We start from the raw sequence: 17,564 nt of genomic DNA on the forward strand, positions 1-17,564 counted from the left end.
CTATCCAGGACGGTCCGCCCGCCGTAGCCACCAGTGATCGAGGCACAGCGGCGGCGCAATCACGGCCGCGGTAGTGAAAATATCCGCTGCGGTGTGATAACCCTGATAAAGCATGAGCGCGACGTAGGCGCAGAGTACGCCGACCCATGCGAACCAGATCGACGGCTTGATCGCGCACAACGATACGACGAGCGTGACCGCAACCGCGGTGTGGGTGCTGAAGTCGAGCCCCATCGATGGCCACCAGCCGTATCTTGCATCCAACCAGGCAATGACATAGACGAAGGCGACGCTGACCAGCGTGGTGAAGACGCTCAAGGCGGCGCGACGCCAGAAGCTGCGCCAGAAAATCCAGGGCCAAACGAGTGCAATGACGCCAAGGATCGGATTGACGCTATCGGCGATAGCGTCGAGGGTTTCCCAACTCACTCAATCAACCTCATCTCCCTCGCGCGGGCAATCGCGCCGGTTCGGGTACTGACATCGAGCTTCGCAAAGACGTTCTTCAAATGCCACTTCGCGGTGGAAAGCGCAATCTGCGAGCGGGCGCTGATCTCATGATTGCTGAAGCCCTGGGCGAGCAGGCGAAGCATGTCGATTTCGCGCTCGGTGAGCGGCTCGAGGGGTAACGTGGGCTTGCGAGACGAAGGCGTAGCGAGCGGCGCGGTCTGCGAGAACACGTTCTGGAATTTGCCGAAGTAGTGCGTGGGCAGGGCGCAGCGCAATCGGCCGTGCTCGATCGCGGCGGCAATGACCTGGATCATTGCGGGCGCTTCGTCGAAGACGCCGCGGGTGAAGCCATGACCTTGAGTCAGCGCGAAGCCGCGGTTCAGGCAATCGAACGCACCATCCGCATCACCGCAGTGCCAGTAACAGCTTGCCAACGCGGCTTCGAGCGGCGCCTCGCGATAGACGTAGCCAACCTCGCGAGCACTGTCGCGCAGCACCTGCAGGATGGCGCGAGCTTCGTCGTATTGCCGCTGCTTGATCAGAAGGGCGGCGTAGCCGGAACCGAAACGTTCCCAAGCTTCGTCATAGGAGCGCGAGCGACGCCACTCGCCGGACCGAGCGCGACGCTGCAACCCAAACTCCAGCGCCACGGCTCGGGCGCGTTGCAGATTGTCCTGAGACAAGAACAAGCGGATCTTCTCCGCACACACCTGTGCAAGGAAGCGCACGTGCGAGCCGCTTTCCAGGATGCTGTGGAGGTAGTCGAGCAGTTGGAAGGCCTCACTGTGCCGAGCATTGATCGCCTTGATGCGAGAGAAAGTCACATAAGCCGTGGAGACATTCTCGACGGTGGATTGAACGCAAAGCAGCGGCAAGACCTCAGCGCACAGCGCCTCGGCCTCATCGAGTCGATTCTCCTCATAGCGCATATAGGCCAACGCATTGGCCGCATTCACCCACGCAGGGCTGCGATGTCCGCCGCGAACCAAGGCGAACATGCGCTCGCATCGATCCGCCGCCGCCTTCATATCGCCTTGTGCGCGCTCGGCGAGCGATGCGACAACTTCGGCATAGCCGAGGCTGTACACGCTGATCGAATCGAAGGTGTCACGCGCACGCATCGCAAGCCGCCAAGCTTTGTCGAAGTGATTGAGGCGAAGCATGGTGTACGCCTGCAATGTGAGCAGCGTGCCGATGAGGAAGCTGTCCGCGCCGCGCTCGCGCAGAGCCTCGGGCGAGGAGATGCCGATCTGACCGCTGCTGTCGGCGAGCACCGTCAGCATCGCATGCAGCAGCCGTAAATGAGCATTGCCGATGGAACGTTCAAGTGCGACATTGCCTTCGACCTCACGCAAGGTGGCCGCCGCCTCACTGAAGCGTCGCGACAGAATCAGGCTCGCGATGTAAACCGTGCAAATGCCAGCATGACCGAGCATGACATGGCGCGGCAGCTTGCTCGTCCAATGAATGACGCACACGATCTCGCCGGCGCGCAGCCACGACGTCGCGCATCGCTCCAGCAGTTCCAGCCGCCATTCCTCATTACTCGCCGCGAAGGCGTGATGAAGCGCCTCTTCGTAGAGCTGATGTTCGGCGTACCAGCGGCTCGCAAGCTCATTCAATAACGACAAGCGAGCCATGTCATGCCGCAGGCAGCTGCGAAGGAAATCCAGGAACAGCGTGTGATATCTGTACCAATGGCCGTGACTGTCGAGCGGCTGAATGAACAGCTGCGCGCGCTCCAGCTGTTCCAACAGCGACTGACCATGCGTGATGCCGAGCAGCTGATTGCACAGCTCGGCGGTCATGCGATCGACGACGCTGCTCGCAAGCAAAAACTCGCGGATCTCGACCGGCTGCTCCTGCAGAACGGACGTTCCGAGATACCGGGCGACCTCATAGTGCGAGCCATCGAAATCGCCGATGCCATCGCGTGACTCGACGGCAGCGAGCAGGGCGAGCTTCACGCCAGCAACCCAACCTTCAGTGCTGCGCTGGATGCTCGACGCTTCATCGTCCGTTAGCGTACGAGAGCACAGCTTCTCGCCCAGCTGCACGATCGCCGCAGTATCGAAGTTGAGATCCGCGGCGCCCAGCGTCATGAGCTCATCGTTCAAGCGCAGCTGGCTCATGTGCAAGGAAGGCAGGCCGCGACCTGAGAGAATCCAGCGAATGCCGGGCGGCGACTGCAGCAGCAGTGTATCGACCGCCCGCACGAGCGCGGGCGTGCTCAACATTTGTAAATCATCCAGAACAATGACGGCCGGCTGGTTCAGCCGGCCAAGGCTTGCCAGCACCACGGTGATCGTGGCATCGAGCGATTCGTCCAGCCGCCGCTGATGCGGGATGTACGCATCGAACGTGGGGCAGACCGCTTTCAACGCCGCGATCAGATAAGAGAAGAACCGCACCGGCTCGTTGTCGTGCTCATCCAGTGACAGCCAGGCGACGCATTGCTCGCCGCAGGCACGCCGATGCCACTGAGCGAGCAGGGTGGTTTTGCCTGAGCCGATCGGGGCGGTCACCAACGCCAGCTTTTTCTTGGCCGCGGCATCGAGCCGTGATAACAGCGCCGCGCGCTCGATGCACGTTGCAGCGGTCTGTGGCGGCTTGAGCTTGCCTTGAATCAGGTGGTGAGAAGTGACATCGTCGATGGGCTCGATGAGCCGCGGCGCCGTTCCCTCGGCCCGATCCCTGCCGCGTCTGGTGAGCTGGTGTGCCACGCGCGCGCTCCCCTGAATGATCCGTTTCCGACGACTGCCGGCGATATTGGCAGCAAAACATCCGCGTTGCCCCTCCGATCGAAGGGGGCGCTTCGATTATGCAGCCCCCTAGCATCGCCGTCATCCGCTGAACCACAAGCGGACCATCAATCACGATTCATTCCAGGGGGAGTCACCAGCCATGAGCAGCAAAGCCATGTGCTCCCACCACGGTCGATCCGTGAGGGAGCGCGCGTTCGCGAGGCTCGTCAACCCAATTCTGTTCTGCGCAACACTCGTCATGAGCGCTGCCGCTTTCGCGCAGGCGCCCAACTTCATCGCGTTCGAATCCGGGCACGTGCGTCCGATCGCCATGTCGCCCGATCGCACGCGACTGTTCGTCACGAACACGCCAGACAACACATTGGAGGTGTTCGATATCACGCTGTCGGGCCTCGCCCTGCGGGCGCGCGTACCGGTCGGCCTGGAGCCGGTGGCCGTCGCGGTCCGCAGCGACTCCGAAGTGTGGGTCGTCAACCATCTCTCGGATAGCGTCAGCGTCGTGACGCTCAGTGGCACTCCCAGAGTTACACGCACCTTGCTGGTCGGCGATGAACCGCGAGACATCGTGTTCGCAGGCTCACCCGCAAGAGCGTTCATCACCACCGCGCATCGCGGCCAGCATCGCACCGATCCCTCGATCAGCGGCATCCAAGGCTCCGGCGATCCGCAGCTGACGACGCCGAGCATCGGCCGATCGGATGTGTGGGTGTTCGATCCGACCAATCTCGGCACCACCGTGGGCGGCACGCCGACGCGGATCTTGAACTTCTTCAGCGACACGCCGCGCGCCCTGGCAGTGAGTCCGGATCGAAACACTGTGTACGTGGCGGCATTCAAGTCGGGTAACCAGACCACAACCATCCTCGAGCCGATGGTGTGCGACGGCTTCCGGCCCAACACGCCCTGTATCGTCGACAATCTCTCCATCATGCCGGGCGGCAATCCCGGCCCGGGCACCAACTTCGAAGGCAAGCGCGCGCCCGAGACCGGCCTGATCGTGAAATTCAATAACGCGAGCGGCCGTTGGGAAGACGAGCTCGGCCGCAATTGGAACAACGCCGTCCGGTTCCGCTTGCCGGACCAGGACGTGTTCGCGGTCGACGCACGGACCCTGGCGCAAACGGCAACGTACGCGCAGGTGGGCACGACGCTGTTCAACATGGTCACGAATCCTGCGACGGGTAAGTTGTATGTCTCGAACACCGAGGCGTTCAACTTGCAGCGCTTCGAAGGACCAGGTCAGTTCGCCGGCCAGACCGTGCAGGGGCACCTGGCCGAAACGCGCATCACCGTGATCTCGGGATCGAATGTGACGCCGCGACACCTGAACAAGCATCTCGACTACACGAAGCTTGCCGGTGAAACGGGCTTCGATCCGACCGCGCGCAACCACAGTTTGTCCACGCCGCTCGAAATGGCGGTGACGAGCAACGGCCAGACACTCTATGTCGCCGCGTTTGGCTCCAGCCGTATCGGTGTTTTCAGTACCGCCGCGCTCGAAGGCGATACCTTCAATCCCCGCACGGCGAGCGCGAACTACATCAATGTGTCAGGCGGCGGTCCGAGCGGGCTGGTGCTCGATGAGCCCCGCGGCCGTCTGTATGTAACGACACGCTTCGACAACGCGGTGAAAGTCATCGACCTTGCGACCAAAGCGCAGCTCTCCGCCGTGACATTGCCGAACCCTGAGCCCGCCGCCATCGTGCAGGGCCGTCCGATGCTCTACGACGCAACCGCGCTGTCAGCGAACGGAGAGGCTTCGTGCGCAAGCTGTCACATCTTTGGTGACATGGACGACCTCGCGTGGGATCTGGGCAACCCGGACGATCCGGTCACGCACAACCCGCTGCCCAAGAACCTGACCAGCGATCTGGAGATCTTCATCGGCAAAACTTTGTTCGGCGTGCGCACGCCCATCAACGGCAGCGACGACGTGGAGGAATTCCATCCGATGAAAGGGCCGATGACCACGCAGACGCTGCGTGGCCTGCGAAACGCGGGCGCCATGCACTGGCGCGGTGACCGTGCGACGGGGCATTTCGGCAGCGATCCGCTGGACACCAATCTGTCCTTCAACAACTTCATCGTGGCGTTCGAGGGGCTGATGGGCCGCGACGGCCTGCCGAGCACGGCGGACATGCAGCGCTTCACCAACTTCCAGCTGAAAGTGCAGCTGCCACCGAATCCGGTGCGCGCCTTGAATAACTCGCTGAACGCCGCCCAGCAACGGGGCCGCAACTTCTATGTCGGCTCGCGGCCCTCGGACGGCATCGAGATTCCCATTCTGGGCGGCATCATCCCGGGCGAGACGGCGTTCAATTGCGAAGGCTGCCATCGCCTCGATCCGGCGCAGGGCTTCTTCGGCACCGGCGGCGCCGCGAGCTTCGAAGGCATCACGCAGATCGTGAAGATCCCCCACCTGCGCAACATGTATCAGAAGGTGGGCATGTTCGGGGCGCCGAGGGTGAACTTCTTCGGTGCGCCCGACACCGGCAACATGGGCAACCAGATCCGGGGCTTCGGCTTCGTGAACGACGGGTCGGTGGACACGTTGTTCCGGTTCTTCACCGCCGTGGTCTTCAACCCACAGTTGAACGCGGGCTTCCCGATCATCAACCCGGACGCCACCCGGCGCGACGTGGTGGAGTTCATGCTCGCCTTCGACAGCGACCTGGCGCCCATCGTGGGTCAGCAAGTCACTCTCACGAGCGCCAACGCCAGCGCCGTCAATCCGCGCATCAATCTCCTGATCCAGCGGGCCAAGGCGAATTTCACCTCCAAGGAACTGGGCGGCGCGACCAAAGAGTGCGACCTGGTGGCCAAGGTGGCGATCGGCGGCAGTCTCAAGGGCTATCTGCTCGATGCGGCGGCGGGGGACTTCGTGGCGGCGGACAACACCCGCCGAACCGACGCCTCGCTGCGGGCTCTTGCGGCGACGAGCGGGCAGGAGGTGACATATACCTGTGTGCCGCCGGGCTCGGGCCGACGCATCGGCTTGGGGCTCTGACCTAATACTTTTGGCAGCCCCGTGCGCCCTCGAACCGGCGCACGGGGCATTTCTTTTCGCTTAGCGAAGCGGCCTGCTATCCCGCCAGCGCTGGATTCCGATACCATCCAGCTTCGCCTCACCGACTATTCGACGAACTCACGGGCTTGCGATTTCACACCCTCACTCGAACGGCGTGCCTGTTTCTGGCCGCCGCACTGTTTGCTGTGGCAGGGACGACGCGGGCGGCTGAGCTGCACCCGTCACCTTCGCATCCCGCGCAAAGCTACATCGACCGGGCAGCCGCCGCGGTCCGCAGCCGTCCGGAGGACGCTGCCCGGGATGCACAAGCCGCGCTGAAAATCCTCGGCGACAAGCCGAACGCCGACCTCGAAATCCGGGCCAGGTTGCTGTTGTGTGACCATCTCTCCGAGCGCGATCGGCCCGCCGCCGAAGTCGAGGTGGCCAAGGCGCGTGCGCTGCTGCCGAAGGCCACCCGTCGCGGCCTGGAAGCGGGCGTGCTCGGCTGTGAAGGCACCATTTTGGAAACGGTCAGCGACAACGCCCAAGCCCGCGCGCGGTACGAGCAGGCGGTCGCCGTCGCCACCCGGGCGCAAGACACCGAGATGCTCGCGCAATCGCTGTTCTCGCGCGGCTATCTGCTGGGACTGCAAGGTCAGTACGCGACCGGTCTCGCCGATCTGAAGCGGGCGCAGGATCTGTATGAAGACATCAACCTGCCGGATCATTCGCTCACCGCCTTGAATGGCATCGCCATTCTCTATAACCGCATGGGCGACTATGTCCAGGCGCGCCACATGTACGATCGTGCCCTCAAGGCGCAACGCGATGCTGGCATGTATCGCGAGCAGAGCGTGACCTTGCACAACCTGGGTCGGGCGCACGAGAACCTGCACGAGTGGGACGCGGCGCAGGCGGCGTTCCAAGAGACATACAACATCAGCCGACAATTGAACTACGTGCGCGGCGAGGCATACGCGCTGCGGGGACTCGCGGCCGTCAAGAACGCCAAGGGGGATCCTCAAGGCGCGCTGCAGATTCTCGATCAGGCGGAGGTGCTCCAGAAGCAAACACCGGATGCGAGACTGAATGCTCAGATTCTTCTGGCGCGCGGCGTCGCCTTGCATCGTTTGCGCCAGCTGCCGGCCAGTGCCGAGGCTTTGCAGGCCGCGTTGAAGGTGTTTCAACAGGCCGATTCGCTGAACGAGCTGCGGGCGACTTACGGTGAGCTCGCGGCCGTGCACTCGGACATGGGCAACTGGCGGGAGGGCTATGCTCACCTGGTCAACGCGCAGGAAACATCCGAGCGGATGTTTCGAAATCAGGTGGATCAGCGCTTCGCCACCTTGAAGGTCGAGTTCGATACTGCCGCGAAGGAAAAAGAGAACGCCTTGCTGATTCGTGAGAACAACGCGAACCAGCTGGCCCTCGCACAAGGTCAGCGGGCCCGCAATCTGCAAAGAGCAGTGATCGTGCTGACTGTCGTGCTGGTGTTGCTGCTCGCAACCCTGGCCGTCCACCTCGGGCGCTCGACGCGCCGCATGCGTAAGCTCGCCATGACCGATGAGCTCACCGGCGTGCCGAATCGTCGCGCCGTCCTGTCGCGCCTCGCGCCGTTGTTGCAGCAGCCGAATCCGCCGAGCTGCGCGATGCTCATCATCGATATCGACCACTTCAAGAGCATCAACGACCAGCACGGTCATGCCGAGGGCGATGAGGCGCTGAAGTCCGTCGCCAGAGAATTGCGCGAGGATGTGCACGAGCCTGCGTTCATCGGTAGATTGGGCGGTGAGGAATTCGTCGTGGTCATTCCCGGGGCGGATTTCGATAAGGCCTATCGGATGGCGGAGCGCTTCCGTGAAGGGGTCATGAGCATCGATACTCGTCGGTGGCTGAACGACCGACGCATCACCGTCAGCATCGGCTTGACCATGGCCAAGACCTCGGGCGATACACCCAGCACCATGCTTCAGCGCGCCGATTCGGCGCTGTACGATGCGAAGCGCGCCGGACGGAACTGTGTCAAAGCTCAGCTGCCCGCGCCCGAGACCGACGTGTCTTCGGCGCCGTTGCAGCCGGCGCGAGTGGAATTTGCTTGAGCTCTAACAACAGGGGACACGATGATGACATTGCGAAGGAGCCTGCTGGCCGCCTGCGGATTGGTTCTGTCCGTTGCGATCGGTACGGCGCAGGCCGATGAGGACAAGGCGCTCACGCACGCGCGTCAGCTGCTGAAGAAAGTCATCCTGGTCGACGGGCACAACGATCTGCCGTGGGCCATTCGCACCGACAAGAAAGCGCCAGGAGATGTCGCTGCCTATGACTTGAATGGCACGGTCTCAGGGCACACCGATCTGAAGCGTCTGGAGAAGGGCGGCGTCGGTGCGCAGTTCTGGTCCGTTTACATTCCTGGCGAGATCGGCACGGGCTATGCGCGTACGCAGCTCGAGCAGATCGACATCGCGCGGCGGGTGATCGAGCGCTATCCGAAGTTCCAGTTCGCGACCACGGTCGAGGACGTGCGTGCGGCTCATCGACAGGGGCGTGTCGCATCGCTCCTCGGCATGGAAGGCGGTCACGCCATCGAGAATTCCTTGGGCGCATTGCGCGCCTATTACGATCTGGGCGTGCGTTACATGACGCTCACTCACAACGTGAATCTCGACTGGGCCGACTCGGCGGCCAAGCCGCCTCAGCACGGTGGTCTCACCCCGTTCGGTGAAGAGGTCGTGCTGGAAATGAACAAGCTCGGCATGCTGGTCGATCTCGCGCATGTATCCGATGACACGATGGACGATGCGTTGCGCGTGTCCAAGGCGCCGGTGATCTTTTCGCACTCGTCGGCTCGCGCCATTTGCGATGTGCCGCGGAACGTGCCGGACAGCATCTTGAAGCGCCTGCCGGAGAACGGCGGCGTGGTGATGGTCACGTTCGTCGCGGGTTTCATCGATCCGGCGGTCGCCAAGATTCAAGTGCCTGCGATGGCCGAAGTGGGTCGTCGCGCTCAAGGCAAGTCGGTGGAAGAGGCCGAGAAGATCGCCGAGGAAGTCATGGGTAAGCTCAAGCTCCCCAAGACCAGCATCGCGAAAGTGGCCGATCACATCGAGCACATCCGCAAAGTAGCCGGCGTGAAGCACATTGGCCTCGGCGGCGATTACGACGGCAATTCCGATTGGCCGGTCGGCCTGGAAGATGTGTCGAGCTATCCCTTATTGTTTGCCGAGCTGATCCGCCGCGGGTGGAGCGATGAGGACCTGACGCTGCTCGCCGGCGAGAACGTGCTGCGCGCCCTGGCGAAGGCCGAGGAAGTGTCGCGTCAGCTCAACAAGAACTGATGTGAGCGCGGCCTCGGAGCGCTGGCAGTTCTGGATCGATCGTGGCGGCACGTTCACGGATGTGATCGGCCGCCGCCCCGACGGTGAGCTGGTCACTCTCAAACTGCTTTCCGAGAACCCGCAGCGTTATCGCGATGCTGCGGTTCAAGGCATTCGCGAGCTACTGCAGCTCGCCTCGGATGCGCCTATCCCAGCCGAGCGCATCGATGCCGTGAAGATGGGGACGACGGTTGCGACCAATGCGCTCTTGGAGCGCAAGGGCGACCGGACGGTGTTGCTCATCACTCGCGGCTTTGCCGATGCACTGCGCATCGCCTATCAACATCGTCCCAAATTGTTCGTCCGGCACATCGAGTTGCCTTCGTTGCTCTACGAAGAGGTCGTCGAGATCGATGAGCGCGTCGGTGCGGATGGCGCGGTCGTTCGTGAGTTGGATCTTGTCGCGGCGGAGAAGGCGCTGCGCGAGGTGTTTGCTCGCGGTGTTCGAAGCTGCGCTGTCGTGTTGATGCATGGATATCGCTTCCCTGAGCACGAACGGCTGTTAGGTGAGCTCGCCCGGCGCATTGGTTTTACCCAGGTCTCCGTTTCGCATGAAGTCAGTCCGTTGATGAAGCTGGTTTCACGCGGGGACACCACGGTCGTGGATGCGTATCTCTCGCCAGTGTTGCGGCGGTATGTGGAGCAGGTGGCGTCACAGCTGCCAGGCGTGCGGCTGCAGTTCATGCAATCGTCTGGCGGGTTGACGGATGCGCATCAGTTTCAAGGCAAGGATGCCATTTTGTCGGGGCCTGCCGGCGGCATCGTCGGCGCGGTGCGTGCTGCGGGTGAGGCGGGGTTCCACAAAATCATCGGCTTCGACATGGGCGGCACGTCGACGGACGTTGCTCACTACGATGGTGAGTACGAGCGGGCGTTCGATACTGAGGTCGCAGGCGTGCGGCTGCGTGCGCCGATCATGCAGATTCACACGGTCGCGGCAGGTGGCGGATCTGTTTGCCGTTTTGATGGCGTGCGTTTGCGGGTCGGGCCGGAGTCGGCAGGCGCGGATCCGGGGCCTGCGGCGTATCGTCGCGGTGGGCCGTTGACAGTGACGGATTGCAACGTGTTGCTGGGAAGGATTCAGCCGGAATTCTTTCCTGCGGTGTTCGGGGGCGGCGGGGATGAGCCGCTGGATGCGACTGTCGTCAAAGCCAAGTTTGCCGCTTTGGCTGCTGAGGTCGCGACGTCGGCTTCCACTTCGCATACCGAAGAGAGCATCGCGGCAGGGTGCATCCGGGTTGCCGTTGAGAACATGGCGAACGCCATCAAGAAGATTTCTGTGCAGCGTGGGCACGATGTGACGGAGTACACACTGGTGTGTTTCGGCGGCGCTGCCGGCCAACACGCTTGCCTGGTCGCCGACGCGCTTGGCATGCAGACCGTTTACATTCATCCGCTCGCGGGCTTGTTGTCCGCGTATGGCATTGGCCTCGCTGACGTGACGGCCATGAAGCAGCAAGCGGTCGAGGCTGAGCTGCGCGACGATGTGCTCAACGAGCTCACTCCCACGTTCGCCGCCCTCGAAGCCTCCGCTCGAGGCTCGCTACTTGCCCAAGGCGTCGCCGACGAGCGCATCCGCATCGAGCGCAAGCTCGCCATCAAGTACGCCGGTACAGATAGCACGCTGCTCCTATCGCTCACATTGAGCGAAGGCGCTACGCACAGCAGGACAGGCATTCCGGATCGAGCCGGGCGCGAAGAGCTGAATAATTCTGCGGCGGCGGAAACAAACACACGGTCAGCGTCGCAGCTGGCGGCGCGCTTCTACGAAGAGTATCGGCAGCGCTACGGCTTTCTGATGTCAGGCCGGGCGCTGGTCATCGAGTCGATCAGCGTCGAGGCCATCGGCGCGTCGCACGAGTCGGCGCGTGCGGTATCGGAGAACACCTCGGCAGCGGCCCTGCCTGAGCCGATCGATACACGGCCGGTGTATTTCGCCGATGCGTGGCAGGCGACGCCATTCTTCGAGCGCAGTACGTTGATGCCGGGCGCGAAGGTGACAGGGTCGGCAGTCCTCAGAGAGCGAAATACCACGATCGTGATCGAGCCGGGCTGGCAGGCCGAAGTCACGGCATTCAATCATCTGGTGCTGCGGCGAGTGGAACCGCTGCGCCGTGAGCACGCGATTGGCACGCAGGCGGACCCGGTGCTGCTCGAGGTGTTCAACAATCTGTTCATGGCCATCGCCGAGCAGATGGGCGTCACACTGGCCAACACAGCGACATCGGTGAACATCAAAGAGCGGCTGGATTTCTCCTGCGCGCTGTTCGACGAAGCGGGCCATTTGATTGCGAACGCGCCGCACATGCCCGTGCATCTGGGCTCGATGGGCGAGTCCGTGCAGGAGATCTTGCGAAGGCGGGCAACCACGATGCGCCGAGGTGACGTGTTCGTGCTGAACGCGCCATACGCCGGCGGGACGCACCTACCGGACGTCACGGTCGTCATGCCCGTCTTCATCGGCGATGCGCAGCAGCCGACCTTCTTCGTCGCCGCGCGTGGCCACCATGCGGACATCGGCGGCTCAACGCCGGGCTCGATGCCGGCGAACTCGACGCACATCGAGGAAGAAGGTGTGCTGATCGATAACGTGCACCTCGTCGCCGACGGCGTGTTCCTCGAAGCGCAGATGCGCAAGCTGCTGACCTCGGGCAAGTACCCAGCAAGAAACGTCGAGCAGAACCTCGCAGATCTTCGAGCCCAGGTGGCCGCCTGCCAGAAAGGCGCAGCTGAGCTCGAAGCGATGGTCGAACATTTCAGCCTGCCCGTCGTTCAGGCGTACATGCAGCACGTCCAGAACAACGCGGAAGAAGCCGTCCGTCGAGTCATCGACGCGCTCCACGACGGCGAGTTCACATACGCAATGGACAACGGCGCGACCGTCAAAGTAACGATCCGTATCGATACCCAAGCGCGCTCCGCCAGCATCGACTTCACCGGCACGAGCGCACAACAGCCGAACAACTTCAACGCGCCCGTCTCAGTGACGAGAGCCGCAGTGCTGTATGTGTTCCGAACGCTGGTGGACGATGAGATCCCGATGAACGCCGGCTGCCTGAAGCCGCTGCACATCATCGTGCCGCCAGGCTCCATGCTCAACCCGAAACACCCAGCCGCCGTGGTCGCGGGCAACGTCGAGACCTCACAAGTCGTCACCGATTGCCTGTACGGCGCACTTGGCGTCCTCGCCGCAAGCCAGGGGACGATGAACAACTTCACTTTCGGCGATGGCGCGCATCAATATTACGAAACCATCGCGGGCGGCTCAGGCGCAGGGCCGGATTTCGACGGCACGGACGCGGTACAAACTCACATGACCAACTCTCGTCTCACCGATCCCGAAGTGCTGGAGTGGCGCTTCCCGGTACGACTCGACGCCTTCAGCATCCGGCGAGGCTCGGGCGGAGCAGGGCGGCACAAGGGCGGCAATGGCGTGGAACGCCGCATTCGTTTTCTGAAGCCCATGACGGCCGTGCTACTCGCCAACCATCGCACGGTCGCACCGTTCGGCGTCGCAGGCGGCCAAGCCGCACAAACAGGCATGAACTGGATCGAACGCGCCGACGGCGCGATCGAGCACTTCGGCGCAACTCATACCGCACAGGTTGGAAAGGACGACGTGTTCGTGATTCAAACGCCGGGCGGTGGCGGCTTTGGCTGAGCGGCCGGCCGCGGGCCGACTTGCAACCGCGAGCATCGTCGGCACGACGCTCGAGTACTACGACTTCGCGGTCTACAACATGCTGGCCGCGCTGGTATTCAACCGGCTGTTCTTTCCTTCGTTCGATCCGCTCTCGGGCACGCTGCTCGCGTTCTCCACGTTTGCCGTCGGCTATTTGTCCCGCCCAGTCGGCGGTGTGATCTTCGGTCACCTTGGTGATCGCTACGGCCGACGCTTCGTGCTCGTCGCAACGCTGCTGCTGATGGGCATCACGACCGCGCTCATGGGCTTGCTACCAACGTACGCAAGCGCAGGCATCGCAAGCCCCATCCTGCTCGTGCTGCTGCGATTCATTCAGGGCGCCGCGTTGGGCGGCGAGTGGGCAGGCGCAGTGCTCTTGAGCGTGGAGCACGGGGATCCACGACGCCGCGGTCGCAATGCTTCATGGGCGCAAATGGGACCCTCGCTCGGCACGTTGCTGGCCACAGGAACGCTCGGATTGATCACGTGGGCGTTGTCACCGGAGGAGTTCATCGAGTGGGGCTGGCGACTGCCGTTCTTCGCGAGCGTCATGCTCGTTGCATTCGGTTTGTGGATCAGAGTGGGCGTGGAGGAGACGCCGCTGTTCAAACAAATCGAGCAGCAGCATTCCAAAGCCCAAGCGCCAATCAGTGAAGTACTGCGCGGGCATTGGCGCAGCCTGATCGTGGGTGGTGGCGTGCGCATCGGTCCCGACGTGCTGTACTCGCTCTCGGTCGCGTTCGCGCTGAGCTACATGACCACCGTGCTGGATCTGTCACGCACGCTGGCGCTGACGGCTCTCTCGATTGGGGGCGCCGTCAACGCGCTCACCATTCCGCTGTTCGGGGCGCTGTCGGATCGTTTGGGCCGACGCGTCGTGTACGGCGCCGGCGCAGCGCTCGGTCTGATCTGGATGTTCGCGTTCTTCCCCTTGCTTGCGACGAAACAACCCACGCTGATCATCCTGGCCGTCGTGGTCGCGTTGACTGTGCATGCCATGATGTACGGCCCGCAGGCCGCATTCATCGCTGAACAATTTCCCACGCGAGTGCGCTATGCGGGCGCATCGCTCGCCTATACATTGGCCGGTATAGTCGGCGGCGGCATTGCGCCGATGGTGTCGACGGCGCTGCTACAAAGTTTTGGATCTCCGATTGCGGTTTCTTCGTACGCCGCGGTCGCCTCGCTGATTACCTGCCTCATCCTCTTCGTGGTTCGTGAACGAGCGCGCGAACAGCTCGATTGAAGCTCCGCACCCCACGCGTTGCACTCCGACAACACGCCGGAACTCCTTCGGCCTAGATTCGTTACAGAGGATTCCTGACAAAAGGACGGACTGCCATGAAAACGCTGCGATGGGGGATTCTTCAGGCACTCGGCTTATCGATCGTTGCCGTGGGCACGACGATCACGCCGACGGTGGTCGAAGCTCAAGTCACGAGTGCAGTCGTGCGCGGCCGCGTCTTGGCGAACGGCAACCCCGTGCCCGCCGGCGTGCAAGTGATCGCGACCAATTCAGCGACGGGCTTCACCAAGCAGTCGACGACGCAAGAGGGTGGCTCGTACGCGCTGATCGGTCTCGTGCCGGGCACGTATCAACTCAGGATTAAAGGAGAAGGCTTTCAGGAGACGGCGCGAGCGGTGCGCGTGTCGATCGGTCAAACCATCGATCTCGATCTGAACGCCGTGCCCCAAGCCGAGACCGTGGCGGTGGAGGATGAAGTCGTCGTGACCGCCGAACGGCTCGTCGACATGCGCACCTCGGAAGTCGCGACCAACATCAGCGTCGAGCAGATCGAGTCGTTGCCTCAAGGCAACCGCAACTTCCTCAACTTCGCGGCGCTTGCGCCAGGCGTGCGCATCAACGACCGGGATACGGAGAAAACATTCCAGGCCGGCGCGCTCAGCGCCAACGCGGTGAACGTTTACATCGACGGCGTGAGCTACAAGAACCAGGTGATCAACGGCGGCGTGGTCGGTCAGGACTCGAGTCGCGGCAATCCGTTCCCGCAGAACGCCGTGCAGGAGTTCCGCGTCATCACGCAGAACTTCAAGGCCGAGTATGAGCAGGCATCCAGCGCCATCATCACGGCGAAAACGAAATCGGGCACCAACGAGTTTCATGGCGATACGTTCATCTACTGGCAGGACAAGGGGCTGGTGGCGCGCGATGACTTCGCGCGGCCGGGTGAGCCCAAGGCGGCCTACGAGCGCAAGCAGTACGGCCTGTCGTTCGGCGGTCCCATCGTCAAAGACAAGCTGCATTTCTTCGTGGCGTACGAAGGCAACGACCAGGATCGCGCCGAGCGCGTGACGTTGGGCAATCCCGCGGCCGAGCCGATCTTCGGTCAGTATCAAGGCTCGTTCGTGCAGCCGTTCCGCGAAGATCTGGTGTTCGCGAAACTGGATTATCAACCGACGTACAACCAGACCATGGACCTGTCGTTCAGCCTGCGCGATGAGTCCGACATCAAGGATTTCCAGGGCCAGAACAGCTACGAGGCCGCGAACGACATCCAGAACGAAGTGCGCACCGTCAAGTTCGGCCACACCTACGACAGCGAGAGCTTCACGAACGAGGCCACGCTGCTGTACATGAAGTACGAGTGGCATCCGACGCCGATCAACTACGACCTCGTCGGTCGCGAGTACGTGGGCATCATCCGTATCGGCGGCGGTGCGACCAAGCAGAACATCGGCCAGGAAGTGCTGACCTTCAAGGACGATCTGACCTTCACCGAGTTCGACTGGTTCGGCGGCCACTCGGTCAAGACCGGCATCCGCATCAGCCAGGTCGACTATGAAGTGCAAAAGTTCCAGAACGCGAATCCGATCTTCCGTTTCCGTCCGGAGATCGGCAACTTCTCATTCCCCGCCGAAGCCGAATATGGCACCGGCAATCCCGATCTTTCCGGCGACACCACACAGTACGGCCTGTACATCCAAGATGACTGGACGGTCACGCCACGGCTGACGTTGAACCTCGGCGTACGCTGGGACTACGACACGGATCTGCTCGGCAAGGACTATGTGACGCCCGATGCGATCCGCACCGCCGCTTCGCAGTACGTGCCCGATCGCTACTTCACCGACGGCAACGATCGCGACAGCCCGACGGATCTCATCCAGCCGCGTCTCGGCTTCTCGTTCGATCTGTTCGACGATCAGCGCACGGTGTTCTTCGGCGGCGTGGGCCGCTACTTCGATCGCGTGCTGTACAACGAGATTCTCGATGAGCGTTTCCGTTTGCAGTGGCAGGTGCGCAAGTTCCAGTTCTCAACCGACGGTCTGCCGCGCAACGGACAGCCCACCATCGTGTGGAACGACGCATATCTGAGCGTCGAGGGCCTCAATCAGCTGATCGCTTCGGGCGTCGCGCCGAATCCGGAAATTTTCCTGATCGACCGCGACACCCGCATTCCGGAGACCATCCAGGCGAGCCTGGGCGTGCGTCAGCGCTTCGGCGATGACTGGCTCGCATCTCTCACGCTCGCGCGCAACCGCAGCCGCCACGGCTTCACGTACATCTTCGGCAATCGCAATCCGGACGGGTTGAACGGCCCGTTGCCCGATGAGGGCTGCTGCGCGCCGGTGAGCGGCGGCTTCGGCAACATCCTCGTCTCGAGCGACGCCAAGCAGACCTGGTACAACGGCGTGTACGTGACACTGGAGAAGGCTTACACGGAAGCCTCCGCGTGGGGCATGACTTTCGCTTACACGTACAGCGAAGCGGAAGAAACGGGTGGCGACCTGTTCAGCCTGGACTATCCTCTGGTTTCGGATTACCCGCGGCACCCCACCAGCGCGGATGAGCGGCATCGCATCGTGATGACGGGCATCGTCGGTCTGCCGTGGGACATGAAGCTGTCGAGCACGCTGACCCTGGGCTCGGGCACGGGTTACACCATCGTCGATCAATCGCAGGGCACGGGTCCCGGAGAGATCCAATATCGCTACTATACGGCCCGGCCGGAAAAGCACTCCTTCATTTTCCCGAACGCGTTCGGTTATCGCAGCCTGGATTTCCGGCTGGAGAAGCGCTTCGAGTTCGGCGCATCGCAGGCTTTCAGCCTGGTCGGCGAGGTGTTCAACGTGTTCGACTACGAAAACTACGACCCGCGCTCGTACAACGGCAACATCCCCTTCGGCGGCGCGCCGAATGAAGCCTTCGGTAAACCCACGGATCTGATTGAACCCGGACGTCGCTTCCAGGTCGGTATGACGTATAGTTTCTAGGTAAGAATGAAAGGCCCCTCGCGCAGCGAGGGGCCACTGTTTCAGGACAA

At 62.5% G+C, this 17,564-nt stretch carries 8 protein-coding genes; 6 read left to right on the forward strand and 2 right to left on the reverse strand.

What is annotated here, in order from left to right:
* Complete coding sequence (locus VGD45_RS19645) at nucleotides 1-429, reverse strand: hypothetical protein (protein WP_331157043.1); 429 nt, start codon at nucleotides 427-429, stop codon at nucleotides 1-3.
* On the reverse strand, nucleotides 426-3,173 hold the full coding sequence (locus VGD45_RS19650; RefSeq protein ID WP_331157044.1) for a LuxR C-terminal-related transcriptional regulator: 2,748 nt from the start codon (nucleotides 3,171-3,173) through the stop codon (nucleotides 426-428). Before VGD45_RS19650 ends, VGD45_RS19645 begins: the two co-directional genes overlap by 4 nt.
* Nucleotides 3,174-3,453: 280 nt before the next feature.
* Here VGD45_RS19650 and VGD45_RS19655 point away from each other — a divergent pair, with 280 nt between their 5' ends.
* The 6 genes from VGD45_RS19655 to VGD45_RS19680 all read left to right on the forward strand — a co-directional run bounded on the left by VGD45_RS19655 (nucleotide 3,454) and on the right by VGD45_RS19680 (nucleotide 17,514).
* On the forward strand, nucleotides 3,454-6,222 hold the full coding sequence (locus tag VGD45_RS19655; protein ID WP_331157045.1) for a hypothetical protein: 2,769 nt from the start codon (nucleotides 3,454-3,456) through the stop codon (nucleotides 6,220-6,222).
* 146 nt (nucleotides 6,223-6,368) lie between these two features.
* A complete protein-coding gene (locus VGD45_RS19660) occupies nucleotides 6,369-8,321 on the forward strand; it encodes a diguanylate cyclase (RefSeq protein ID WP_331157046.1) in 1,953 nt (650 codons plus the stop codon).
* A gap of 21 nt (nucleotides 8,322-8,342) precedes the next feature.
* A complete protein-coding gene (locus VGD45_RS19665; RefSeq protein WP_331157047.1) occupies nucleotides 8,343-9,557 on the forward strand; it encodes a dipeptidase in 1,215 nt (404 codons plus the stop codon).
* Between the two features lies 1 nt (nucleotide 9,558).
* Nucleotides 9,559-13,257, forward strand: coding sequence for a hydantoinase B/oxoprolinase family protein (locus tag VGD45_RS19670; RefSeq protein WP_331157048.1), 3,699 nt, complete (start codon nucleotides 9,559-9,561; stop codon nucleotides 13,255-13,257).
* The gene (locus VGD45_RS19675) at nucleotides 13,250-14,524 is read left to right on the forward strand and encodes an MFS transporter (protein WP_331157049.1); all 1,275 of its coding nucleotides are present in this window, start codon (nucleotides 13,250-13,252) and stop codon (nucleotides 14,522-14,524) included. The genes VGD45_RS19670 and VGD45_RS19675 overlap by 8 nt, the downstream gene beginning before the upstream one ends.
* A gap of 95 nt (nucleotides 14,525-14,619) precedes the next feature.
* The gene (locus VGD45_RS19680) at nucleotides 14,620-17,514 is read left to right on the forward strand and encodes a TonB-dependent receptor (RefSeq protein WP_331157050.1); all 2,895 of its coding nucleotides are present in this window, start codon (nucleotides 14,620-14,622) and stop codon (nucleotides 17,512-17,514) included.
* Nucleotides 17,515-17,564: the final 50 nt, after the last annotated feature.

The organism is Steroidobacter sp. (assembly GCF_036402275.1).
In the GTDB taxonomy this organism is placed as follows: Bacteria; Pseudomonadota; Gammaproteobacteria; order Steroidobacterales; family Steroidobacteraceae; genus Steroidobacter.